We start from the raw sequence: 21,978 nt of genomic DNA, 5'->3' as shown, positions 1-21,978 counted from the left end.
CGAGATTACGGAGATTTCGGAGAATACGGAGAATACGGAGATACGCATCGGGTCCGGGGGCTCCGCGGCAGGCGCCTCAGCCCGTCCCGCGTCCGAGACCCACGCCTCCCGCCGCCCCCGCCAGCGCGTCCAGCACCGGCGCGATCAGCGGATGCGCCTCCGCTCCCCGGCGTACCGCCGCGAACACCCGGCGGGTCGGGGCGCTGCCGTGCACCGGGCGGACCACCACGTCGGTCAGGTCCATTCCGCGCAGCGCGGACCTCGGGACCAGGGCGACCCCGGCATCCGCGCCGGCCAGTGCGACCACCGCGTGGAAGTCGTCGGAGGAGTGTTCGAGGCTGGGCTCGAAGCCCGCGTACTGGCAGGCCAGGACCACCACGTCATGGCACGGGTTGCCCGGGTAGGGGCCGATCCAGGTGTCCTTCGCCAGATCGGCGACCGCCACCTGCTCCTGGTCCGCGAGCCGGTGCCGCACCGGGAGCACCGCGTCGAACGGCTCCGAGTACAGCGGCACCCTGGTCAGCCTGCGGTCGTCCTCGCCCGGGGCGCCCCGGTACTCGACGGCGACGGCCACATCGACCTGGCGGTCCAGCACCATCGGGACGCTCGCGTCGCCCTCCGCGTCCTGGACCCGGACCCGGATGCCGGGTGCGGACACGCCGAGGGCGGTGATCGCGGGGGCGAGGACCAGGCCGATGCCGGTGGCGAACGCGGCGACCGTGACCGTCCCGGCGTCACCCGCGCCGTAGGCGGCGAGCTCCGCCTCCGCCCGCTCCAGCTGGGCCAGCACCGCGTTGGTGTGGGTCAGCAGGATCTCCCCGGCGGCCGTGAGCCTGGCCCCTCGCGCGTTGCGCTCGACCAGCCGGTGCCCGGTCTCCTGCTCCAGCGCGGCCAGTTGCTGGGAGACCGCGGAGGGGGTCAGGTACAGCGCGGCGGCCGCGGCGGTCACCGTGCGGTGGTCCGCCACCGCACGCAGAGTGCGCAGCCGCCGTGCATCGATCATGTGCCCTATTGTCCCAGGTCGCGGAGGGAGTCCGGGACGCCCTCCGCGACGGGGGCCTACTCCCCCAGGGCTGCCCGCGCGTCGACGAACGCGTCGACCGCGCGGTTCACGTCGGCCGTGGAGTGCGCGGCGGACAGCTGGACGCGGATACGGGCCGCGCCCTGCGGGACGACCGGGTACGAGAACCCGATCACGTACACACCGCGCTCCAGGAGAAGCTCCGCCATCCGGCCTGCCTTCGCCGCGTCCCCGATCATCACGGGGGCGATGGCGTGGTCGCCGGGCAGGACGTCGAAGCCTTCCTCGGTCATCCGGGTACGGAAGAGCGCGGTGTTGGCGTTGAGCTGCTCGCGCAGGTCGCCGGCGGACTCCAGCAGGTCGATGACCTTCAGGGAGGCCGCCGCGATGACCGGGGCGAGCGAGTTGGAGAAGAGGTACGGGCGCGAGCGCTGGCGCAGCAGCGCGACGATCTCGGCGCGGGCCGCCACGTAGCCGCCGGAGGCGCCGCCGAGCGCCTTGCCGAGCGTGCCCGTGATGATGTCGACGCGGTCCATCACGCCGTGCAGCTCGGGCGTGCCGCGCCCGCCGGGGCCGACGAAGCCGACGGCGTGCGAGTCGTCGACCATGACCATGGCGTCGTAGCGCTCGGCCAGGTCGCAGATCTCGCGCAGCGGTGCGACGTACCCGTCCATGGAGAAGACGCCGTCGGTGACGACGAGGCGGCGCCGGGCCCCGGACGCCTCCTTGAGCTGCTTCTCCAGGTCGGCCATGTCGCGGTTGGCGTAGCGGAAGCGCTTGGCCTTGCACAGCCGGATGCCGTCGATGATCGAGGCGTGGTTGAGAGCGTCGGAGATGACGGCGTCCTCCGGGCCGAGGACGGTCTCGAAGACACCGCCGTTGGCGTCGAAGCAGGAGGAGTAGAGGATCGTGTCCTCCTGGCCCAGGAAGGAGGAGAGCCGCTGCTCCAGCTCCTTGTGGACCTCCTGGGTGCCGCAGATGAAGCGGACCGAGGCCATGCCGTAGCCCCAGCGGTCCAGCGCCTCGTGCGCGGCGGCGATCACCTCGGGGTGGTCGGCGAGGCCCAGGTAGTTGTTGGCGCAGAAGTTGAGCACCTCACCGGGGCGGCCTCCCGCGGTGACGGCGACGGTCGCGGACTGCGGGGTGCCGATCACGCGCTCGGGCTTGTGCAGCCCGGCGGCCTCGATCTCTTCGAGGGTGGTGCGCATGTCGTCGCGTACGGAGTCGAACATGAAGGTGTCTCCCAGCTGGGTACGGAGGGCGGCCGGACGGGGGCGGCAGGAGGTCAGACGGTCCAGTCGAGGATGACCTTGCCGCCGAGTCCGCTCGCCGCGTCGTCGAAGGCCGCCTCGAAGTCGCGGTAGCCGTAGCGGCCGGTGATCACGGGGGCGAGGTCGAGGCCGCCCTCCAGCAGGACGGACATGGCGTACCAGGTCTCGTACATCTCCCGGCCGTAGATGCCCTTGACCGTGATCATGGAGGTGACGATCCGGGACCAGTCGACGGCGAAGTCCTCGGACGGCAGTCCGAGCATCGCGATGCGGCCGCCGTGCGTCATGTTCGCGATCATGTCGCGCATCGCCTCGGGGCGGCCGGACATCTCCAGGCCGATATCGAAGCCCTCGCGCAGTCCGAGCTCCCGCTGCCCGTCGGCGATGGTCTGCTCACCGACGTCGAGAGCCAGGCTGACACCGACCTTGCGGGCCAGTTCGAGCCGGGCCTCGCTCACGTCGGTGATGACGACGTTGCGGGCACCGGCGTGCTTCGCGACGGCCGCGGCCATGATGCCGATCGGGCCGGCGCCGGTGATCAGGACGTCCTCACCGACGAGCGGGAACGACAGCGCGGTGTGCACGGCGTTGCCGAACGGGTCGAAGATCGCGGCGATGTCCAGGTCGACGGGGACCCGGTGGACCCACACGTTGGACGCGGGCAGCGCCACGTACTCCGCGAACGCCCCGTCGCGGCCGACGCCGAGCCCCACCGTGGAGCGGCAGAGGTGGCGGCGGCCGGCCAGGCAGTTGCGGCACTTGCCGCACACCAGGTGGCCCTCGCCGCTGACCAGGTCACCGACGGCGATGTCCACGACGTCGGACCCGATCGCGGCGACCTCGCCGACGAACTCGTGGCCCAGGACGAGCGGCGTCGTGACCGCCTGCTGCGCCCAGCCGTCGTAGTTGCGGATGTGCAGGTCGGTACCGCAGATGCCGGTACGGAGCACCTTGATGAGTACGTCCGAGGGGCCGGTCTCCGGCTCGGGAACGTCCATCAGCCAGAGTCCCGGCTCGGCCTTCTGCTTCACGAGTGCCTTCACGGCTGCGGCTCCCTGTACCTGGTACGGCGTTGATCTCCCCGGGCCGGGGGCATGCCTGAGGAAGCCTGCGGCCCGGGGAAGAATGAGGGGACGGCGTGGCAGCGCGCTTCGACCGGCTGCCGCGCACCATCCTCCGCCGTCACGGAGAAATCTGCCGTACCGCGCGCCCCAGGTCCATCGAGGTTTTCTTAAGCGCGGCCGCAGCTCCGCTTCACGCCCGCCCGCGTGCGGGCCGCCGGCCACGCGCCGGACGGCCGGAATCCGGTTCCCCCGCCGGGCGCGGCTTGCGCCATCCGGCGGACACACCGCCCGCGTACGGGCTGCGGCGCGGTGGGCCGGATTGGGCCCGTGGACCCATGACAGGGCCGCGACCCCGCGCATAGCGTCGGGCTCATGTCACCCATGGTCACCGCCCGACGCTTACGCCGGCGCCTGAGGCGCTCGATCCCCCGGACCCGCGTACGCCTCGCCGGGCTCCGGAGGAGCAGCGCGGGTCAGGGTGCGATCGAGTACCTGGGGCTCGTCCTGGTGGTCGCGGCGGTCGTCGGTGCGTTGGTCGCGACGGGGATCGGGGCTGATCTGACGGAGAAGATCGGCGTCCAGGTCTGCCGGATCGGTGGCGGCGGGAACTGCGGCGGTGACGGCAACGCCGAGGCACAGGACGGTTCGAACCGGCCGGGCAACGGTGATCCGGCGTCGGACGAGAACGCGGACGGTTCGCCGAAGTCTCCGGCGCAGACCGAGTACGACGAGGCCGTCAAGGCCCTCGATGACGCGAAGAAGGACGAGAAGTCCAACGGGGACAAGGCACTTGAGGCCGCGAAGGAACTCGCGAAGATCCTCGCCGACGAGCTGGGCATCACCGACGCGCTGGACTGCATCACCCAGGGCGACATGGGCGCCTGCACGGAAACCCTCATCAACGTCCTGCTGAGCCTGATCGGTGGCGCGGTCGGGAAACTCGGGGCGAAGTACGGGGCGCCCTGGAAGTGGAAAAAGGCCTACAAGCTCATCAAGAGCCTCAAGAAGCACGGCGGCGACCTCTACGACGCCCTGAAGGGGCTCATCAAGAACCGCAAGAAGGTGAAGGAGGCCGAGAAGAAGGTCGCCGACGCCGGAAAGAAGCTCGACGGCGAGAAGAAGGACCCGCCGAAGAAGGAACCGAAGGAAGAAGAGCCGGACCCCAGGGAAACCTGCCCGACGCACAGCTTCCTGCCCGGCACTCCGGTCCTCCTCGCCGACGGGCGGCAGGCTCCGATCGAGTCGCTGCGGGCCGGCGACCTGGTCCGGGCGACGGACCCGGCGACCGGCACCACGGGCTCACGCCGGGTCACGGCGGCCATCACGACGTACGACGACAAGCACTTCACCCGGATACGGGTGCGGGACACGGGCGGCGAGCCCGCCGTGATCACGGCGACCGACGCCCACCCCTTCTGGCTGCCCGCTCAGCGCCAATGGGTCGACGCGGGGGCCCTCAGGCCCGGCGACGCGCTGCGGTCGGTCTCCGGCCGGGTGCTGCCCGTCCTGTCCGTCTCGCACTTCGTGCACATGCGCACGACCCACGACCTGACGGTCGCCGGCATCCACACCTACTACGTCGTCGCCGGGACCTCACCCCTCCTGGTCCACAACGTCGACTTCCCGGGCGTGGGGACCATCGTCAACGAGGGCGGCGTGACCATCCAGATCTACTCCAACGACCACGCACCGGCACACGCCCACGTGAAGGGACCCGGAAAGCTGGAGACGCGGATCGGGCAGAATGGCAAGCCGCTGAAGGGCGACCCCGAACTGACCAGGGCGCAGCAGCAGATCGTCGACCGGAACATCAGCACGATCCGGAACAACATCCGGGTCTCCATGGAACGGCACAAGAAGAACAATGGCTGCTGAGCACGGACCGGCTCTCCGCGACGCCGTGACCGCCCTGGCGCGGACGGTGGCCGGGCAGGACCTCCCCGCGGACGAGGACTGGTGGCAGGACGGCCATGCCCGGTGGGAGCTCTACCGCCGCGCGGCCGAGGCCGAGGACGCCGGGGAACGGCTGCTGGCGGCCGTGGCGGCGGAGTCCGACCTTCCGCTGGCCTCGGCCGTCGCGGTCATGATGCTGGAGAAGGTGCCGGCCGTTGAGCGGGGCCGGTGGGTGGACGCCCTGGACCCGGAGGTGCGGGACTTCGCCCGGAAACGGGAGCACGAGCTCGCGGTGCTCGACACGCTGACGGCCGGGGAACCGCCCGCCGGCTCCCCGGGTGCCCAGGAGATCGCCGCGTGGTCGGACTGGCTGCAACTGCGGGTGGCCGGGGCAGCCCGCGACCGGCCGCTCCTGGAACTGCTCGCCGGCAGCGGGCGGACGAAGCGGATCCGCGGCGTGGCCCGCCAGTCCGCCCAACGAGTGCGGCGGGAGACCCGCGAGACCCGCTGAGGGCGGCGTGCCCCGGGTCACCGTACCGATCGGCTGACGCCGAGGAAGCGGGCCCGTCCGTCGTCGATCCGGTAGAGGAAGATCCCGTCCTTCTGCCGCAGCACCCGGTAGTCGTCGAAGGACAGGCGTCTGGTGATGCCCCGGTGGTCGGTGCGGAAGACGCGCTGGGCGATCCCGCCGCGCAGGGCGTCGGTGGCGCTGGTGGCACCGGCGGCCCGCGCGATCAGGCCCACCGCGTCGTAGGCCTCGGCGGCCCAGGTGGCGGGGGGCGCGCCGAACCGTTTGCGGTACGCGGCGGTGAAGGCCTGGGCTGCGGGCAGGGCCGAGGGGTCGGTGTACGCCTCGGAGAAGACCCAGCCCTCGGCGGCCGGGCCCGCGTCCCGGAGGAAGCCGGGTGCCAGGACGGGGCCGGTGGCCAGGGCGCTTCCGGTGAATCCGGCGGCCGCGAGGTCGGCGGCGCAGCGGGCGCCCCGGGCGGGGGACGTGCCCGCGTAGATGATCGCTCCGGCCCCGGCGGTGACCGCGGCCCGTGCGGCCGGGGCGAAACTGTCGCTGTCCGACGCGACGGTGTGCGTGGTGAGGGCGGTGCGGCCGATCCCGACGTCCCGGAGGGCGTTGGTGACCGTCCAGCTGCCCCGCGGATCGGCCCGGTCGTCGATGATCAGCGCTTTCGCGGTGGGCCGGGCGTTCACGAGGTAGTCGACCAGTCCGATGGACAGCGAGTGGTCGAACGGGCGCAGTACACAGAGGGACGTGGCGGCCGACGAGTCGGCGGTCGTGGACCCGGCGGCGACGACGACCTGGGCGAGGCGCGCCTTCTCGTAGCGGCTGACCACCGCCTCCGTGACGATGCCGGCGGTGGGTCCGATGACGGCGAGGACCGCGGGGTCGGCGGTCAGGCGGTCCGCGACGGCGAGGGCGCGGCGGGCGTCCCCCGCGTCGTTCTCGGTGCGCAGGGCGAGGTGGAAGGCTTTGTCGGTACGGGAGTTGTGGTCGTCGACGGCGAGCCGGACACCTCGCGCATGGGCGAGGCCGACGGCCTTGCCCGGTCCCGTGGTGTCCGCGTGCAGACCGATCGTGTACGTGGGGAGCGTGCGGGGCGCCGGTCCGGTACCGCTGCCGCCGCGCCGGCCGGCCAGCCAGGCGGTGCCTCCGCCGGTGAGCAGGACCGCGCCGGCGGCTCCGGCGGTGAGGACGCGCCGGCGGGTCGGGCGGGCCGGGGCGGGGTCCGGGACGACGGTCGGGGGTTCCGGGTCGGGCAGGGCGAGGGCGGCTGCGGAGCGTTCGGCGATCGTGGCGGAGAGGCCCGGCACCTCCCAGCCGGTGCCGTGGTCCGTGAGCCGCCGCTCGGCCTCCGCCGCCGTCGGCCGGTCCGCCGGGTCCTTGGCCAGGCATGCCGTGACCAGGGGCAGCAGCGCGGACGGCAGGCCCGCCAGGTCCGGTTCACCATGGACGGTGCGGAAGAGCACCCCGGCCGCCGCGCCGTTGCCGAACGGCCGCTGTCCGGTCGCCGCGTACACGAGGACGCACCCCAGCGAGAACACGTCGCAGGCCGGTCCGACCGGCCCCGCGGAGGCCTGTTCGGGCGCCAGGTAGCCGGGCGTGCCGATCACCGCGTCGGTCGCGGTGAGCGCGGTGGCGCCCTCGTGGCGGGCGATGCCGAAGTCGATGAGGCGGGGGCCGTCGAGCGCGAGGAGGACGTTGCCGGGCTTGACGTCGCGGTGCAGGAGGCCCGCCTCGTGCACCGCGACGAGGGCCCCGGCGAGGCGGGCGCCGAGGCCCCGGACCGTGGCCTCCGGCAGCGGGCCCCGCGCCTCGACGGCCTCGCCCAGCGAGGGGCCCGGCACGAACGCGGTGGCCAGCCAGGGCTCGCGGGCCTCGGTGTCTGCCCCCGTGACCGGGACCACCCACGGGCCGGTGATCCGGGCCGCGGCCTCGGCCTCGCGCCGGAAGCGGGCACGGAATCCGGGGTCGGCGGCGTGCTCGGCGCGGATCACCTTCACGGCGGCGAGCGCCCCGCCCGCAGAACGGGCCAGGTAGACCACGCCCATGCCGCCCGCACCGAGCCGGACCAGGGTGCGGTACTCACCGATGGTGCGCGGATCGTCGCAGGTGAGGGGACGCACGGCGGTCAGGTCTCGGACTTCGGCGCGGCGCCCAGGTGGACGAAGCGCCCGTCCCGCACTCCGTAGAGGTAGGCGTCCGCGCCCTTGAGCCGGTGGTCGTCGTTGAAGGCGTACGTCCGGGAGACGCCCTTGTACGAGGAGGCGGCGATCTTCGCGACGAGCGCGGTCCGGGTCGGCCGCACCGGTTTGGCGCCGCGTCCGGCGAGGGCGGTGACGGCGGCGGTCACGAGACCGGCCGCGTCGTACGCCTCCGCGGCCCAGCGCGCGGGGGCGGAGCCGTACATCGAGCGGTGGGCGGCGGCGAACTCCTTGGCGCCCGGGGCGGAGGCGTCGGTGTAGGGCGCGGTGAACTCCCAGTGTTCGGCGGCCTGTCCGGCGTCCTTGAGGAAGCGCGCCTCCATGGCCGTGTGCATGGCCATGCGGGGTCCTTCGAAGGTGGTCCCGTCGAGGGCGCGTGCGGTGCGGGCGGCCCCGGCCGCGTCGCCCGCGTAGAAGAAGGCGTCACTGGCGTGCCGGAGCATGTCCTCGATGACCGGCGCCAGGTCCTTGGTCCCGGCGGGGATCACGCGCGGGTAGGTGGTGCCGGTGGTGATCACGCTCGTCTGCATGTTGGTGAGGTAGCCGACCTGGTAGGCGGACTGACCGCCCGCCCGGTCGAGCAGCACCCCGAGCCGTTCGACGTCCGGCCGGAGCACCAGCCGGTTGATGACGGGCGCGCACAGCGCGCCGTCGGACGGGGCCGCCTGGAAGAAGGACTTCCTGTTCCGGGCCGTATAGGTGAGCTGGAGCGAGGAGACGGTGAGGACCGGCAGCATCGCCTCGTCGTAGGCGGTGAGGACGGCGTCGGTGGTGCGGTCGTCGGTGGGGCCCACCACGGCGAGCACATCGCGGTCGCGGGTGAACTGTGCGGCGGCCCGGACCGCGCGGGTGGTGTCGCCGCGGTCGTCGATGGCCTTGACGGTGAGGGTGAAGGGCTTGTCGGCGCGGGAGTTGAACTGTTTGACGGCCAGCCGCACCCCGCGTTCCTGCGCCCGTCCGACGGTGCTCCGCGGGCCGGACAGGTCCGCCTGGACGCCGATGATCCAGGCCCGTTCGCCGGAGCTGTCCGCGCCGGAGCCCGCGTCGTCGCGCAGCCACTCCCGTACGGCGAATCCGCCGCCTGCCGCGACCAGGACACCGGCGCCCGCGAGCAGCAGTCCTCGCCGGCCGGGAAGGGTTCCTGGCGACGGGGACCGGGGCTCGGCGACGGTGGGTTCGATGTCGGGCAGGTCGAGCATGGCGGCGGACCGGTCGGCGATGAGCGTCACGACATCGTCCGGCAGCCAGTCGATGGAGCCGTTCGGCGCGTCCTCTGCGATCCGTGCGTCGAGTTCGGCGGCGGTGGGCCGCCCCGCCGGCTCCTTGGCCAGCAGGGCGGCCAGCAGTGGGCGGAGTTCGGGGTCGTCGACCCCTTCGAGGTCGGGTTCGTCGTGCACGGTCCGGTAGAGCAGTGCCTCGACGGCTCCGCTGCCGAACGGCGGCCGTCCGGTCGCGGCGTACGCGAGGAGGCAGCCGAGGGAGAAGATGTCGCTCGCGGGCCCGGCCGCCGTGCCGTCCCCGGTGGCCTGCTCGGGCGAGAGGAAGCCCGGGGTCCCCACGACGAGGCCGGCGGCGGTGAGGGCCGTGGCGTCGGCGGCCCGTGCGATACCGAAGTCGATCAGGCGCGGCCCGTCGACCGTGAGCAGGACGTTTCCCGGCTTGACGTCCCGGTGGACAAGTCCCGCCGCGTGTACGGCGGTCAGCGCGCGGGAGAGCAGCCGGCCGAGCACCCGGACGCTGCGGGCGGGCAGCGGCCCGCACCGGGCGACGGCCTCGGACAGGGCGGGCCCCGGCACGAACGCCGTGGCCAGCCAGGGGCGTTCGCCCTCCGTCCCGGCACCGGTGACGGCGACCGCCCAGGGGGTCGCCACCCGGCGCGCGGCCTCCACCTCGCGGCGGAACCGGGCTCTGAAGCCCTCGTCCCCGGCGAACTCCGGCAGGATCACCTTGATCGCGGCCAGGGCTCCGCCGTCCGTGCGGCCGAGGTAGACGACGCCCATGCCGCCGGCGCCGAGCCGCCCGAGCAGCCGGTGTCCGCCGATCGTCGCGGGGTCCGCGGGACGCAGCTGTTCCATCACGCTCTCCGCTCTCTCACTTCTGCTTCTTCTTCTGGACGGCGGCCTGGAGCCGCAGGAGCATGGCGGCCTGGGCCTCGGACGTCAGCGCGTCGAGTTCCTTCTCGGTCCGCCCCTTCGCCCCCTTGCCGGTCACCGCCACGGTGAACTGGAGGGTCTGTGCCTGCTGCCAGACGTACGGGAAGGGGCCGCCGAGCGTGGAGCTCTGGTACTGCCCGATCTCGAGCAGTGTGTCCTCGGAGTTGTCCTGGTTGTTCTCCCCCCGGGCCAGCGAGGACGAGACGAGTGACCCGATCAGTTCGCCCTTCCCCAGTTGCTGCGTGGGGCAGCGCATCGTCTCCTCCACCGATTCCGCCATCTCCCACCGCGCGTCCTCGCGGCTGCGGTGCACGGTGATGACGGCGGAGAGCCGTACGGGCCCCTTGCCGCCGGCCGCGGGCACCTCGAAGGCGCGGCTGCGGGTGGCGAGGACGTGGTGCGCCGGCTTCTTCTGCTGCCAGACGCAGTCGGTGCCGAGCACGGGCCAGGTGGCCGGGTCGCTCTCGTACGGGCTGCGCCTGACCACGTCCGGTCCGAAGCTGTCGGGGTCCGCGAGGACCCGGCCGATGAAGTCGAGTGCCTGACCGCGGGACACCGGCAGCCTGGCCGGGTCCACGTCGGCGCTGCCGGTCTCCGTCCGCCCCGAGCCGGGGTCCGCGGTGGCGCTGCCGGTCGCGCGGGCACGCTTCCCCTCCCCGCCCGGACTCCCGCCGCCGCTGGAGCACGCCACCAGCACGAGTGGAGCCAGCACCAGCACTCCGTATCTGCGCATCGGCCCGCCGCACGCCATGATCAGCCACCCCGTCTCCCCGAAGACCACCCCGATCCTATGATCGCGGGCCCGTGCCCGGCAGCGGTGGGCGAAACTGTTGCATCCTCAAGACGCCTTTGCAGCAAGGCACTTACCGTCCCCAACGACTGTGCCCCACCGTCCCGGAGGGCTGCGGCGCGGGGCGCGCACCGTCCGCCGATCGGGTGAGGCCCGTGGGACCGGCCGCCGCCCTCGCACCTGAACAGCCCTGTCCGGATGGCCGGTCGCCGGGGCCTGCTGTCCACTGAGGCCGACGGCCCCGCTCGTGCGGCCGCGTGCCGCCTGTGCGGGCGGCCGGATGAACCTGAGGAGCCCCGATGAAACGCCACACCAGGACGGCCGCCGCGCTGGCCTCCGCAACCCTGCTGGCCGCCGCGGCCGCCGGATGTTCCGACAGCGGATCCGGCAGCGGCTCCAGCGGTACGGACACGGGCAGCCAGAACAGCGGCCGCCAGGTCGACGTGGCCGCCGCTTCCACGTCCCCCAGCCCGTCGAAGTCCCCCGCCCCGACGGTCTCCCTCAGGAAGGGCGCGTACGGCAAGATCCTGGTGAACGCCAAGAAGATGACGCTCTACGTGTTCGACAAGGACACCAAGAACAAGTCCGTGTGCACCGGCGCCTGCGCCAAGGCATGGCCGCCGCTGCTCGACACGAAGGCGCCGACCGCCGGCAGCGGGGTCGACACCAAGCTGCTGAAGACGACGACCCGCAGCGACGGCAAGAAGCAGGTGACCTACAACGGTCACCCGCTGTACCTCTTCGACGAGGACCAGAAGGCCGGCGACATCAAGGGCCAGGGCGTCGACGCCTTCGGCGCCAAGTGGTACGTCATCAACGCCAAGGGCAAGCAGGTCACCACCAAGCCGACGGCCACACCCACGGCCACACCGACGGCCAAGCCGACAGCGACGCCGTCGAGCAGCACCGGCAACGGTTACTGATCCCGGCCGGTCCGGCCCACGCCCCCCGGAGACGCCATGCCGTTCTCGTTCCGTACCGGCCGGACGCGGTCCGCCGTGGCCGCCGCCGCCTTCTCCGTCTGTCTGACGGCCCTCGCGGGCTGCTCGGACAGTGGTGGCGGGGGCGGCGGCAGCTCGTCGGCCCCCGCCACACCGCCCTCGCTCTCGTCGCCGTCCTCGTCCCCGTCCTCTTCGCCCGCTTCCTCCCGGCCGCCCGCCGGCCAGGTGAAGGTGAGCATCAAGGACTTCACGTTCCGGCCCGCCGACCTGACCGTCGCCCCTGGCGCGAAGATCACCGTGACCAACAACGACACGACCACGCACACCATGACGGCGACGAAGGGCAAGGCCTTCGACACCGGCGACATCGCGCCGGGCAAGTCGGCCACGTTCACCGCTCCGTCGAAGGCGGGCGGCTACCCGTACGACTGCACGATCCACCCCTTCATGACGGGGACCCTCACCGTCAAGTGAGCCCCGGGCGCCGTCCCCGGCCCACCGGCGCGAATGGAGCCGCAATGTCCTCAGAAGTTCCCGCCACGCCTGCCGGCCCGGACCCCGACCCCGGCCCCGCGCACGGGGACGGTGCCGGCCGTTTCCTGCGCGGCGCGGCCCGGGTGCTCGCCGCGGCGGGTCTCGCCGTGGACGCCTATCTGCACGCGCACCTGGCCGAGCAGTACGACGCCGTCAGCGCCGACATCAGCCAGGGCACGCTGTTCCGGATCGAGGCGGGCATGGCCGCGCTGGCCGCGCTCCTCGTCCTGGTCTGGCGTCGGTGGCCGTCCGACCTGTTCGCCTGGTCGGTCGCGACCGGCGGGGTCGCGCTCCTGCTGATCTACCGGTACGTGGACATCGGCGCCTGGGGTCCGTTCCCGAACATGTACGAGCCGGTCTGGTTCGGCGAGAAACGGGCCACCGTGGTGGCCCAGGCGGTCGCGATGGTCGCCACGGTGTATCTGCTGCTCTTCCGGCCGCCGTCCCGGACCCATGACGGCCATCCGCACTGAGCACCCGGCGCCGGGCACTCCCCCATCCACTGACCAGCCGTCCGTCAGTGCCCGCGGATGTCAGGCGTCCGAGGAGACCGTGATGAGGATCGGACCCGAGAGCCCCGTCACCGCCCGGATCGAGTCCGTGAACACCTCCGTCGTCCACGCGGCCACGTCCGTCGACCACTCGCGCACGTCGCAGCGGAAGGCGAGCACCCGGCGCAGGCCCTCGGCCTGCACCACTCCGGCGAGGGGAAGCGCCAGCCCCGCGGTCATCGCCCCGGCGGGCTTGAGGGGCTCAACCGCCATGTGCCCGTAGGTGCGTTCAAGCGCCGCGTCACGGATCTCGGCGGCCCGCGCGCCCAGCTTCGCCGATGGGAGGGCGGAGACGGTGACCGTCAGCGAATCCGCACCGGCCGGGTCGGCGAGGGCGAACCAGTCGGCCACCTCGGCGAGTTCGACGCGGGCATTCCCGGCGCGGTGCAGCGGCACGAGGGCGTGCGTGCCGGTGAGGCGGACGGTGCCGACGCGGCGCAGCGCGTCCGAGAGGACCGTGATGACGGGCAGTACCGGCAGACGGCGGGCCCGCTGCCGCTTCCCCGGAGCGTTCACGGGCCGGGGCAGCGACGACTGCAACCAGGCCAGCTGACGGATCCGCCCGTCCTGCGTCCAGTCGCCGTCGGCGTCGTTGTGGTCCCAGAGGTTGTCGACGGGCCTGTCCGTGAGAGCGGTGGAGCTCCAGGCGTAGGCGGACGCCCGCTTCACGGCGAGGCTGAAGACGTCCTCTTCGAGGTCGAACTCGGCGCTCACCCGGTCGAGCCAGGGATGCCGGTCCAGTACCCCGTGAAGTCCCACGACGAGGGTGTCGCCCGGACCGGTATCACTCATGGTCGTACTCCTGGATCAAGCGGATGGAACGGGGAACCAGGGAATCAGACGCCGCACTTGACCGTGACCGGCTTCGTGTACACCTTCTCCGGCGAGTCGGGCACACCGATGAGGTCGACGTCGATCTTGGTACGCCACTGGCGCTTGTTCCGGTTCGCGCACTTCTTGCGGGCGACGACCCGACGGGCGCTGCCGCCGTTGCCGGACTTGAGGTTCTTCGCGTTCCTGGCGACCGAGTGCCACTTCTTGCCGGACTTCATCTGAAGCCAGATGGTGACCTTGGCCTTGGTGCCGGGGCCACTGATGTGGGTCCACCAGGCGTGGGCGGACGCCGTGCGCGGCGGGGTGCTGGAGATGTGCACGCGATCGCCGTTGGTGACGAAGACGCCGGGGCCTTTCGCGGCGGCCGGCGCGGCGGTCGCCGGGACGACGGAGCCGCCGAGTAACGCGATGGTCAGAGCCGCCGACGTCAAGAAGGTGCGCATGCGCATGGTGTGGTGTCCTCCGTTGGTCGTGATGCCGTGCGCGCGGGGCGTGCCCGACGGCGGACGGAACTGACGCATCCATGCCGTACCGGCGGCCGTTCACGCGCAGGCGTATGACGTGACACCAGTCCCGGGAGCATCCCCGTGAGGTCCGTCCCCGTGGGGCGGCCGGCGAGAGCGGTGCCGTCCGCGCACCTCTCACGCTAGAGGGGGACCGCGCCGCGATGCAATCACATAATTAGAGGTGATTCGGCTGCTTTTCACCGGAGTCGCAGACCGACCGGGAACCACCCGGATCCGGACCGCACGGGGTGAAGGGCAACCCCGTGCGGCATGCTCTAAGACGCGTCCCGCGGCCAGGGCCGCCCGTCGAGGCGTTCGATGTCGCGGTTGAGCCGGGCGAGGTTGTCCGCGAGCTGCTTCGCCTCCTCGGGGGTCCAGTCGGCCAGCAGCGCGCCGAGGCCCTCCAGGTTCTCCGACCGGTCCCGGTCCAGGCGCTGCGCGCCCTCGTCCGTGATGACGAACTTCCGGGCGATGCCGCCCTCCGGGTCGGGAATGCGCTCGACGACACCGGCCCGCAGCATGGCGGCGGTCTGCCGGTTCAGCGTGGAGGCGTCCAGACCGAAGGCGTCCCGGAGGTCGCCGATGGACATCGGGCCCTCGACCTGGATGCGGCTGAGGAGAATGTAGGCGCTCCGGTCGAGCCGGCCGCCTCCCCTGGAGGCGAGCAGATTCATATGGCGGCCGAGCAGCATGGTCTCGAACTCGATCCGGTCCACGGGCATGTCCACGCGAGGCTTCCTTCGACTGCGGGTCCGGGGTCTGCTTCCCTGCCGGGAAGACCACCTCTCTGTACAGATATATCACGGATTGTATGCATGCTGCACTCCATGTGTACGACCCACTACTGATGCACGATACACATCACTTGGCCTCGCCCCCCGTACAGGTCCCACTGCTCCTCCGAGGGCGGGGCAACCCGCTTCCCGGGCCGGGCCACCGTTGCGGCCTTAGACTCGCCGAATGGCGAAGTATTTCGATGTACACCCCGAAAACCCCCAGCCGCGCACCATCTCCGGCGTGGCCGAAAGCATCCGCTCGGGCGCGCTCGTCGCGTATCCGACGGACTCCTGTTACGCACTGGGGTGTCAGCTCGGCAGCCGTGACGGCATCTCCCGCATCCGCTCGATCCGCAACCTCGACGACCGCCACCACTTCACGCTCATGTGCCAGGACTTCGCCCAGCTCGGGCAGTTCGTGCACATCGACAACGACGTGTTCCGCGCGATCAAGGCGGCGACGCCCGGTCAGTACACCTTCATCCTTCCGGCGACGAAGGAGGTGCCGCGCCAGTTGCTGCACTCGAAGAAGAAGACCGTCGGCGTCCGCATCCCCGACCACGCCGTCGTCCAGGCCCTCCTGGAGGAACTCGGCGAGCCGCTGCTCTCCAGCACCCTGCTCCTGCCCGACGAGGAGGAGCCGATGACCCAGGGCTGGGAGATCAAGGAACGCCTCGACCACGAGGTGGACATCGTGGTCGACTCCGGCGACTGCGGCACGGAGCCGACCACCGTCCTCGACTTCTCCAGCGGCGAGCTGGAGATCGTACGCCGGGGGGCGGGCGACACCTCCCGCTTCGAGTAACCGGGCAGGGGCGGCGGCCCCGTTCAGTACAACAGGTCCAGCTCCACCGCGACCGTCTTCCCCGGTACGCGCTCCAGCACCACCCACCGGTCCGCCAGCGCCTCGACGAGCACCAGTCCGTACCCGCCGCCGGACCCCGGCGGCGGTTTCACGACCTCCCCGGGGCCCGGCGGCCGACGCTCGCCCCGGGTGTCGCTGACCTCGATCCGGAGCCTGCCGAGCGCCTCCGGGGCTGCGGCGGTCAGACCCAGCAGCAGTTCGAAGTCCCTTCCCGGTACGCGGCCGTGCGTCGCGGCGTTGGCCGCCAGCTCGGCCACCAGCAGCGCGGCGGTGTCGGACACGTCAGAGCGGTACGGGATGCCCCAGACGTTCAGCTGATGAACAGCGAGCCTGCGGGCGAGCCGCGCCCCTCGGAGGGTGGAGCTGAACCGCTGCACGAACAGCCTCTCGGTGCGCGGCCGGTGGGGGGTGACGGATGCTTCCATGCGGGTCAGCGTGCGCGGCCGGGCCCCGCGGTACCAGCCACAGAACCCGTACGGTAAGTCAGCGTACGGGTACGGAGAGTGGACAGTGTGCGTGACGATGCGTGACCATGGGCGAGTTGCGGACCGGGGACGAGCGCACGGAAGGTGGCCGCACATGGCCGAGGGCACGGGCGGTACGAGCGGTACGGGTGGACTGGCGGGGGCCTGCGGTGAGCCCGAGTCGTCGGACAGTCTCAAGGCGTTCGGGGAGGTGCTCAAGGTCCTGCGCAAACGGGCGGGCCTCACCCAGGAGGAGTTCGCCCCGCTGGTGAGCTACTCACTGCCGATGGTCGCCTCGATCGAGCAGGGCCGCCGCTTCCCGCCGCCGACGTTCGTGGAGCGGGCCGAGGTCGTGCTCGACGCGATGGGGGTGCTGAGGGCGGCGGCCAAGCATCTGTCGCGGCGGCCGGGGCTTGCGAGCTGGTTCCGCCAGTGGGCGCGGCTGGAGCAGGACGCGATCGCCCTGAACACGTACGAATGCCGGTTGGTGCCCGGTCTGTTGCAGACGGAGGCCTACGCGCGGACGCTGTTCGTCGAGCAGCTTCCGCCGCTGGGCGATGACCAGATCGAGGCGCAGCTCGCCGCCCGGCTGGAGCGGCAGGAACTGCTGCGGCAGCAGCCCAACACCGCCTACAGCTTCATCCTGGAGGAACACCTGCTGCTGCGCAGGACGGGCGGCGACGCCGTGGCCGCCGGACTGATCGAGCACCTGCTGGAACTGTCCTCGCTCCGGAACATCGAGATTCAGATCATGCCCCTGGTGCGCGAGAGGCATGCGGGGCTGCACGGGCCGATGCGGCTTCTGGAGACACCTGAGAACCGATGGTTCGGCTACTGCGAAGGGCAGGAGAGCGGCCAGTTCATCTCGGAGTCCAAAGTCGTCAGCATGCTCCAAATGCGATATGCCAGGATGCGTTCGCAGGCTCTCTCACTGAAGGACTCCGTGAGCCTGTTGCGGCGGATGCGAGGAGCACCATGAACACGACGGAACTGTCCTGGTTCAAGAGCAGCTACAGCGGTGGCGACGGCGACAGCTGCGTCGAAGTCGCCCTGTCCTGGCACAAGTCCAGCTACAGCAGTGGTTCCGGGGACGACTGCGTAGAGGTCGCCACCTGCCCCACCACCGTCCACATCCGGGACTCCAAGGTCGAAGAGGGCCCCCAACTCGCCCTCTCCCCCGCCTCCTGGACGGACTTCGTCACGTACGCGGTCCAGGGCTGAGCGCGCGAACCGGGTGCCCGGCCCCCTGAGGGGCCGGGCACCCGTGTTCTTACGGGAACCGCGGTGGCGGCGCCGGGGCACCGCTTCCGGGGGTCCGGGTCAGTTGAGGGTCAGGAAGGTGCCCGCACCGTTGGAGTACTCGATCCAGGTGGTGGACCGGGTGTCCGCCGGGGCGCCGGACCAGGCGGCCGTCAGGTCGGTCGGGGTGCCGGGGGTGACTCGGGCGTGGTCGGGTGTGACGGTGACCTTGCCCGTGGCCGGGCTCTTCTCGGCGATGTTGTTCACCTGGTAGGTGTACGGAGTGACGCTCTCGCCGGTGCCGGTCTCGTCGAGGGCGACCACGGCCACGAAGATGGTCCCGGCCGTCGGCTGCGCCAGACTGATGGTGCCTGTTCCCTCACTGTCGACGTCGCCGAACTGGAGGCCCTGGAGGACTCCGTCGACCATCGGTCCCCAGACGAGGCCGCCGATGTTGCCCGCGTCCAGGTCGAAGTGGACCGAGATCTGGGAGGCCTTGGTGCCGGCCGGGATGGTCGCCTGGTAGTAGATCTCGGCGGTTCCGGTCAAGGAGCCCTTGGTCAGGGGCGAGGAGACCGGGCCGTAGGCGGTGGCCGTGAGGGTGCCGGCGGCCGGGGTGACGGAGTAGGTGGCCGATCCCTTGGCGCCGGTGCCCTTGATCTCGGCGGGCGCGCGGACGCTCTGCGGGGTGACGGCGATCGGGCTGCGGACGGTGGTGCGGCCGGAGGTCCAGGTGAGGGAACCGGTGGCGAGGGCTCCCGCGCGCGCGGTGGTCACGTCGAGCTTGACGGTGAAGGTGCGCTTCTGTCCGGGGTGGCTGAAGTGCAGGACGGACGGAGAGACGGTGGCCTTGACGCCGGGGAGGTCGACCTTGGCCCGGTAGGTGCCGGCCGACGCGGCGGTGACGGTGCGGGTGACGGTCTGGGTGCCGAAGAGGTCACCGATCGCGATGGAGGGGTAGTTGAGGTCGCTGGGGTCGATGGCCTTGGTTCCGGTCCCGGTGTCGACACCGACGCCTTCGAGGTAGGCCAGCCAGTCCGGTTCGCTGGAGTCGTAGACGAGTCCGGGCCGGAGCATGGCTCGGGCCTCGACCTCACCGGCGCCCTGGGCGAAGACGTCGTCGCTGTTCTTGCCGTCGGCCTTCTTCGTGGGCGAAGCGGTCGTCATCATGGCCGACTTGATGCTCATCGGCGACCAGGTGGGGTGCTCGGCGAGGTAGAGCGCGGCGAGACCGGCGATGTGCGGGGCGGCCATGGAGGTGCCGGAGTAGTAGTCGAAGTCGCGGCCCGCGTTACCGGGCGGAGCCACGGCGGCGAGGATGGTGGCGCCGGGCGCGGTGATGTCGGGCTTGAGGAGGTCACCCTTGCCGTCGAGGGAGGGACCGCGCGAGGAGAAGCCGGTGACCTGCGGGTACGCGGCGCTCTTGCCGCCGTTGGCGAGGGTGGCGGTCGCGTTGTCCGTGGCGGCGTAGGCGCGTACGGCGGTGGCGTCGGGGCCGGTCAGGTGGACGGTCGGTATGGAGTGCAGGTCGCCGTCGGTGCTCTCGTCACCGAGGTTGACCAGGACCATGCCGATGCCGCCGGCCCGCTTGACCTCTGCGGACTTGTCGATGCGGGCGCTGGTGCCCCGGTTGCAGACGACCATCTTTCCCGCGGTGCGCGCGGGATCGAGGGTGCCCTTGATGCAGAGGGCGGCGTCGAGTGCGTCGGCGCCGGCGGTCTTGGCGGCGGCACCGAGGACGAGGGGCGCGGAGCCGACGGTGTTCTGCACGCTGGTGCTGACACCGATGTAGCTCTTGCCGTTGCCGAGGGTGACCGTGCCGGTGTGGGAGGCGATGGTTCCGGCGGCGACGGTGGTGGTCCAGGGAGCGGTGTTGTCGAGGCTGGAGGCCACGGGACCGGCGTTGCCCCCGGCGGTGGAGACGAACACGCCCGCGGCGGTGGCGTTGCGGAACGCCGTCTGGATCGGGTCGTCGTACTCGCTCTCCCACATCCCGCCGACGGAGTAGTTGATGACGTCCACGCCGTCGGCGACGGCCTGGTCGATGGCGGCGACGAGGTCGCTGGTCAGGCCGCCGTCCTGGGTGCCGTCCTTGCTCTGCCAGAGGGCCTTGTAGACGGCGATGGTGGCGGCCGGGGCGACACCGGAGACGGTGCCGAGGTCCCTGCCGTCGGCGGTGGCGCGGACACCGGCGTTACCGGCCGCGGTGGACGCGGTGTGGGTGCCGTGGCCCTCGCTGTCGCGGGGGGAGATGTAGCCGCCGCGGTTGGATTCGGGGACGGCGCGGAGCCAGCCCTCGCCGAAGTAGCGGGCGCTGATGATCTTCTGGTTGCAGGCGGCGGCGGTGAAGCTGTCACCGGTCTGGCAGGTGCCCTTGAAGGTGGAGCCGTCGGCCTTGTTCATGACGGTGGTGGTGCCGTCGAGGTAGGGCAGGTAGCGGTCGTTCTTGCCGGGCTTCCCGCCGTGTTTGCCGGTGGGCTTGCCGGACTTGAGCGCGGGGGCCTTGAAGGAGGCGCTCTCGGGCCAGACACCGGTGTCGATGTCACCGATGACGATGCCCTTGCCGGCCTCGGCGGTGCCGCCGAGGCCGGCCCACAGACCCTTCCGGCCCGAGAGGCCGAGGAAGTCGGTGGAGTTCTTGTCGTCGGTGGCGTGGTGGAACTTGTCGGGGGCGATGCTGGTGACGCCCCCGGTCGCGGCCAGCCGGACGAGCTGGCGGGCGCTGAGCCGGGCGCTGAAGGTGTTGGTGGTGACGGCGTAGTGCTGGCGGACCGTGGCGCCCACCTTCTTGGCCACCCGGGTCTGCTCGTCGACCAGATGGGTGCGGTAGCGCTTGGCGTTGGCGGTGGTGACGTCGAGCTTCCGGCTCTGGGTGGGCCTGGTGGCGGGAATGTCGTCGACGGTGCCGTCGTAGGTGGCGAGCGGCTGGTCGGCCAGGGTGATCAGGTAGGTGCCGGCGGCGAGGGGGGATTCCTGGCCGGTGGCGGTGGCGGGGGTGGCGAGAGGCAGGCTGAGGGCGGCGATGCTGGTGGTGAGCAGAGCGCCGATGGCTGCGCGTCGGGTGCGGGACGCTCTTCGCGGCTGAGATGTCACGGGGTTCCTCACGGGATTCGGGCATGCCGGGTAGACGAGCGGGAGTGCTCGCCTGTGGCATGGGCGGAGGGCCGGGGGACGCGAACCGCCTCTCACGTGCGGTGATTGACAGACGGTTCGGCAGAAGTGAACGCTGTGCGATCACTTGCTGTCCAGATAATCTGTTGGCGTCTTTGGCGTGGTGACCAAACACGCCACCTGTCAGGGGACGGCCGGCCGGCGACTCGATCTGCCCGCGCTCCGGTCCGGCACGGCCCCACAGGTAGGGCAGAGGAGGCTTGTTGTGCTGGAAGCAGTGGGTGTGAGCGCGTTCGACGAGGGCGTGTACCGGGCCGTGTTGTCGGGACCGCAGAGTGCGGTGCGTGATCTCGCGGAGAGCGCGGGGGCCGGGGTGGCCCGTACGGGACAGGCGCTGAAGCGTCTCGCCACTCTGGGGCTGGTGCGGCGGGTGGGGCGGGGCCAGTGGGAGGCGGTGAGTCCGCGGTCCGCGTTGTCGGCGTTGCTGCACCGGCGGCGCTCGGAGGTGGAGACGGTGTTCGCGGGGGTGGAGACGGAGTTCGCCGATCTGCACCGCCTGCACCGGGCCGGGCAATTACGGTCGGACCCGGGCTCCCTGGTGGAGGTGCTGACGGGGCGTGAGCTGATGGCGCAGAAGGTCGAGGAGCTGAGCCGGTCCGTCACCACGCATCTGTGGACGCTGGACAAGCCGCCCTACCTGGAGGCGGTGGGGCAGCCGCACTTCCACGAACAGGAGACGGCGACGACCCGGGACTGGCTGGAGCGCGGGGTGGACGTCCGGGGGGTGTACTGCCTGGAGTCGATCGAACCGCCGGGACGACTGGAGGCGATCTTGAAGCTGGCGGCGCTCGGGGAGCAGTCACGGCTGTTGCCGCAGCTCCCTTTCAAGGCGCGGATCGTGGACCGGAGGGTCGCGGTGGTGCCGCTGACGGGGGGCAGCAAGGAATCCATCGTGCTGGTGCATCCGTCGGGCCTGCTGGACGGGCTGGTGGAATTGTTCGAGGCGTACTGGGAACGGGCCGAGCCGCTGCTCTCCGAGGAACTGGGTGCGGCGGAGGGCCCCAGCGAGGAGGAACTGGTGCTGGTCCGGCTGCTGCACGCCGGGTACAAGGACCAGGCCATAGCGCGGCAGTTGGAGGTGAGTGTGCGTACGGCGACGCGCCGGGTGGCGGCGTTGATGCGCAGGCTGGACGCGGGAACGCGGTTCCAGGCCGGGGTGAAGGCACGGGAGCGGGGCTGGGTGTGAGGTG

General features: G+C 71.6%; 20 protein-coding genes. 9 read left to right on the top strand and 11 right to left on the bottom strand.

Going from position 1 to position 21,978, the window contains the following annotated elements; genetic code table 11:
- Positions 1–76 precede the first annotated feature (76 nt).
- Genes ACIO3R_RS35445 through tdh form a run of 3 tightly spaced genes read right to left on the bottom strand, consistent with a single transcriptional unit; the run spans position 77 to position 3,335 of the window.
- The gene (locus ACIO3R_RS35445; protein ID WP_385347102.1) at positions 77–1,003 is read right to left on the bottom strand and encodes a LysR family transcriptional regulator; all 927 of its coding nucleotides are present in this window, start codon (positions 1,001–1,003) and stop codon (positions 77–79) included.
- Positions 1,004–1,059: 56 nt separating this feature from the next.
- The gene (locus tag ACIO3R_RS35440; protein WP_363026235.1) at positions 1,060–2,253 is read right to left on the bottom strand and encodes a glycine C-acetyltransferase; all 1,194 of its coding nucleotides are present in this window, start codon (positions 2,251–2,253) and stop codon (positions 1,060–1,062) included.
- A 53-nt stretch (positions 2,254–2,306) separates the two neighbouring features.
- Positions 2,307–3,335 carry an L-threonine 3-dehydrogenase gene (gene tdh / locus ACIO3R_RS35435; RefSeq protein ID WP_385040208.1) on the bottom strand — a complete coding sequence of 343 codons (1,029 nt, stop codon included), beginning with the start codon at positions 3,333–3,335 and terminating at the stop codon, positions 2,307–2,309.
- 393 nt (positions 3,336–3,728) lie between these two features.
- On the opposite strand from tdh, the gene ACIO3R_RS35430 reads away from it, so the two are divergent.
- Together ACIO3R_RS35430 and ACIO3R_RS35425 are read left to right on the top strand one after the other, a co-directional pair.
- Positions 3,729–5,231 (top strand): polymorphic toxin-type HINT domain-containing protein, encoded by a 1,503-nt coding sequence (locus ACIO3R_RS35430; RefSeq protein ID WP_402111116.1) that lies wholly within the window; start codon positions 3,729–3,731, stop codon positions 5,229–5,231.
- Positions 5,221–5,760 carry a hypothetical protein gene (locus ACIO3R_RS35425; protein ID WP_402111114.1) on the top strand — a complete coding sequence of 180 codons (540 nt, stop codon included), beginning with the start codon at positions 5,221–5,223 and terminating at the stop codon, positions 5,758–5,760. Before ACIO3R_RS35430 ends, ACIO3R_RS35425 begins: the two co-directional genes overlap by 11 nt.
- A 17-nt stretch (positions 5,761–5,777) precedes the next feature.
- On the opposite strand, the gene ACIO3R_RS35420 is transcribed toward ACIO3R_RS35425, so the two are convergent.
- From ACIO3R_RS35420 to ACIO3R_RS35410, 3 genes are read right to left on the bottom strand one after another with little or no spacing between them, the layout of a single operon-like run.
- Positions 5,778–7,886 carry a bifunctional serine/threonine-protein kinase/ABC transporter substrate-binding protein gene (locus ACIO3R_RS35420; RefSeq protein ID WP_402111113.1) on the bottom strand — a complete coding sequence of 703 codons (2,109 nt, stop codon included), beginning with the start codon at positions 7,884–7,886 and terminating at the stop codon, positions 5,778–5,780.
- 5 nt (positions 7,887–7,891) lie between these two features.
- Positions 7,892–10,039 carry a bifunctional serine/threonine-protein kinase/ABC transporter substrate-binding protein gene (locus tag ACIO3R_RS35415; protein WP_402111110.1) on the bottom strand — a complete coding sequence of 716 codons (2,148 nt, stop codon included), beginning with the start codon at positions 10,037–10,039 and terminating at the stop codon, positions 7,892–7,894.
- A 16-nt stretch (positions 10,040–10,055) separates the two neighbouring features.
- On the bottom strand, positions 10,056–10,868 hold the full coding sequence (locus ACIO3R_RS35410; protein ID WP_385347173.1) for a hypothetical protein: 813 nt from the start codon (positions 10,866–10,868) through the stop codon (positions 10,056–10,058).
- A 338-nt stretch (positions 10,869–11,206) separates the two neighbouring features.
- Between ACIO3R_RS35410 and ACIO3R_RS35405 the strand changes: the two genes are divergently transcribed.
- Genes ACIO3R_RS35405 through ACIO3R_RS35395 form a run of 3 tightly spaced genes read left to right on the top strand, consistent with a single transcriptional unit; the run spans position 11,207 to position 12,855 of the window.
- A complete protein-coding gene (locus tag ACIO3R_RS35405; protein ID WP_385347113.1) occupies positions 11,207–11,830 on the top strand; it encodes a hypothetical protein in 624 nt (207 codons plus the stop codon).
- Between the two features lie 36 nt (positions 11,831–11,866).
- Positions 11,867–12,322, top strand: coding sequence for a cupredoxin domain-containing protein (locus ACIO3R_RS35400; protein ID WP_402111108.1), 456 nt, complete (start codon positions 11,867–11,869; stop codon positions 12,320–12,322).
- Positions 12,323–12,366: 44 nt separating this feature from the next.
- Positions 12,367–12,855, top strand: coding sequence for a hypothetical protein (locus ACIO3R_RS35395; RefSeq protein WP_402111106.1), 489 nt, complete (start codon positions 12,367–12,369; stop codon positions 12,853–12,855).
- Between the two features lie 60 nt (positions 12,856–12,915).
- Here the strand turns inward: ACIO3R_RS35395 and ACIO3R_RS35390 are convergent, their stop codons facing one another.
- The 3 genes from ACIO3R_RS35390 to ACIO3R_RS35380 all read right to left on the bottom strand — a co-directional run bounded on the left by ACIO3R_RS35390 (position 12,916) and on the right by ACIO3R_RS35380 (position 15,001).
- Positions 12,916–13,725, bottom strand: coding sequence for a hypothetical protein (locus tag ACIO3R_RS35390; RefSeq protein ID WP_385040625.1), 810 nt, complete (start codon positions 13,723–13,725; stop codon positions 12,916–12,918).
- A gap of 44 nt (positions 13,726–13,769) precedes the next feature.
- Positions 13,770–14,210: a hypothetical protein gene (locus ACIO3R_RS35385; RefSeq protein WP_385040623.1), complete on the bottom strand. Its 441-nt coding sequence runs from the start codon at positions 14,208–14,210 to the stop codon at positions 13,770–13,772.
- 338 nt (positions 14,211–14,548) lie between these two features.
- A complete protein-coding gene (locus tag ACIO3R_RS35380) occupies positions 14,549–15,001 on the bottom strand; it encodes a MarR family winged helix-turn-helix transcriptional regulator (protein ID WP_385040620.1) in 453 nt (150 codons plus the stop codon).
- Between the two features lie 232 nt (positions 15,002–15,233).
- Here ACIO3R_RS35380 and ACIO3R_RS35375 point away from each other — a divergent pair, with 232 nt between their 5' ends.
- Positions 15,234–15,854, top strand: coding sequence for an L-threonylcarbamoyladenylate synthase (locus ACIO3R_RS35375; protein ID WP_363026255.1), 621 nt, complete (start codon positions 15,234–15,236; stop codon positions 15,852–15,854).
- A gap of 23 nt (positions 15,855–15,877) precedes the next feature.
- Here the strand turns inward: ACIO3R_RS35375 and ACIO3R_RS35370 are convergent, their stop codons facing one another.
- Positions 15,878–16,339, bottom strand: coding sequence for an ATP-binding protein (locus tag ACIO3R_RS35370; protein ID WP_385040614.1), 462 nt, complete (start codon positions 16,337–16,339; stop codon positions 15,878–15,880).
- A gap of 154 nt (positions 16,340–16,493) precedes the next feature.
- Between ACIO3R_RS35370 and ACIO3R_RS35365 the strand changes: the two genes are divergently transcribed.
- On the top strand, positions 16,494–17,357 hold the full coding sequence (locus ACIO3R_RS35365) for a helix-turn-helix domain-containing protein (RefSeq protein WP_385347124.1): 864 nt from the start codon (positions 16,494–16,496) through the stop codon (positions 17,355–17,357).
- On the top strand, positions 17,354–17,599 hold the full coding sequence (locus ACIO3R_RS35360) for a DUF397 domain-containing protein (RefSeq protein ID WP_385347126.1): 246 nt from the start codon (positions 17,354–17,356) through the stop codon (positions 17,597–17,599). The genes ACIO3R_RS35365 and ACIO3R_RS35360 overlap by 4 nt, the downstream gene beginning before the upstream one ends.
- 99 nt (positions 17,600–17,698) lie before the next feature.
- Here ACIO3R_RS35360 and ACIO3R_RS35355 read toward each other — a convergent pair whose 3' ends face one another.
- Positions 17,699–20,710, bottom strand: a complete 3,012-nt coding sequence (locus ACIO3R_RS35355; protein WP_402111103.1) for a S8 family serine peptidase — start codon at positions 20,708–20,710, stop codon at positions 17,699–17,701.
- 283 nt (positions 20,711–20,993) lie between these two features.
- Here ACIO3R_RS35355 and ACIO3R_RS35350 point away from each other — a divergent pair, with 283 nt between their 5' ends.
- Positions 20,994–21,974: a transcriptional regulator gene (locus tag ACIO3R_RS35350; protein WP_385036711.1), complete on the top strand. Its 981-nt coding sequence runs from the start codon at positions 20,994–20,996 to the stop codon at positions 21,972–21,974.
- The last annotated feature ends 4 nt before the right edge of the window (positions 21,975–21,978 follow it).

The organism is Streptomyces sp. NPDC087428 (assembly GCF_044744085.1).
Taxonomy (GTDB): Bacteria; Actinomycetota; Actinomycetes; order Streptomycetales; family Streptomycetaceae; genus Streptomyces.
This window is presented reverse-complemented; position numbering and strand designations above follow the sequence as displayed.

Bases quoted from the DNA above. Each gene is read 5' to 3' on its own strand.
- ACIO3R_RS35445 (WP_385347102.1), bottom strand. From the start codon at position 1,003: ATGATCGATGCACGGCGGCTGCGCACTCTGCGTGCGGTGGCGGACCAC.
- ACIO3R_RS35440 (WP_363026235.1), bottom strand. From the start codon at position 2,253: ATGTTCGACTCCGTACGCGACGACATGCGCACCACCCTCGAAGAGATC.
- ACIO3R_RS35430 (WP_402111116.1), top strand. From the start codon at position 3,729: ATGTCACCCATGGTCACCGCCCGACGCTTACGCCGGCGCCTGAGGCGC.
- ACIO3R_RS35425 (WP_402111114.1), top strand. From the start codon at position 5,221: ATGGCTGCTGAGCACGGACCGGCTCTCCGCGACGCCGTGACCGCCCTG.
- ACIO3R_RS35415 (WP_402111110.1), bottom strand. From the start codon at position 10,039: ATGGAACAGCTGCGTCCCGCGGACCCCGCGACGATCGGCGGACACCGG.
- ACIO3R_RS35410 (WP_385347173.1), bottom strand. From the start codon at position 10,868: ATGGCGTGCGGCGGGCCGATGCGCAGATACGGAGTGCTGGTGCTGGCT.
- ACIO3R_RS35405 (WP_385347113.1), top strand. From the start codon at position 11,207: ATGAAACGCCACACCAGGACGGCCGCCGCGCTGGCCTCCGCAACCCTG.
- ACIO3R_RS35400 (WP_402111108.1), top strand. From the start codon at position 11,867: ATGCCGTTCTCGTTCCGTACCGGCCGGACGCGGTCCGCCGTGGCCGCC.
- ACIO3R_RS35395 (WP_402111106.1), top strand. From the start codon at position 12,367: ATGTCCTCAGAAGTTCCCGCCACGCCTGCCGGCCCGGACCCCGACCCC.
- ACIO3R_RS35390 (WP_385040625.1), bottom strand. From the start codon at position 13,725: ATGAGTGATACCGGTCCGGGCGACACCCTCGTCGTGGGACTTCACGGG.
- ACIO3R_RS35385 (WP_385040623.1), bottom strand. From the start codon at position 14,210: ATGCGCACCTTCTTGACGTCGGCGGCTCTGACCATCGCGTTACTCGGC.
- ACIO3R_RS35375 (WP_363026255.1), top strand. From the start codon at position 15,234: ATGGCGAAGTATTTCGATGTACACCCCGAAAACCCCCAGCCGCGCACC.
- ACIO3R_RS35370 (WP_385040614.1), bottom strand. From the start codon at position 16,339: ATGGAAGCATCCGTCACCCCCCACCGGCCGCGCACCGAGAGGCTGTTC.
- ACIO3R_RS35365 (WP_385347124.1), top strand. From the start codon at position 16,494: ATGGCCGAGGGCACGGGCGGTACGAGCGGTACGGGTGGACTGGCGGGG.
- ACIO3R_RS35360 (WP_385347126.1), top strand. From the start codon at position 17,354: ATGAACACGACGGAACTGTCCTGGTTCAAGAGCAGCTACAGCGGTGGC.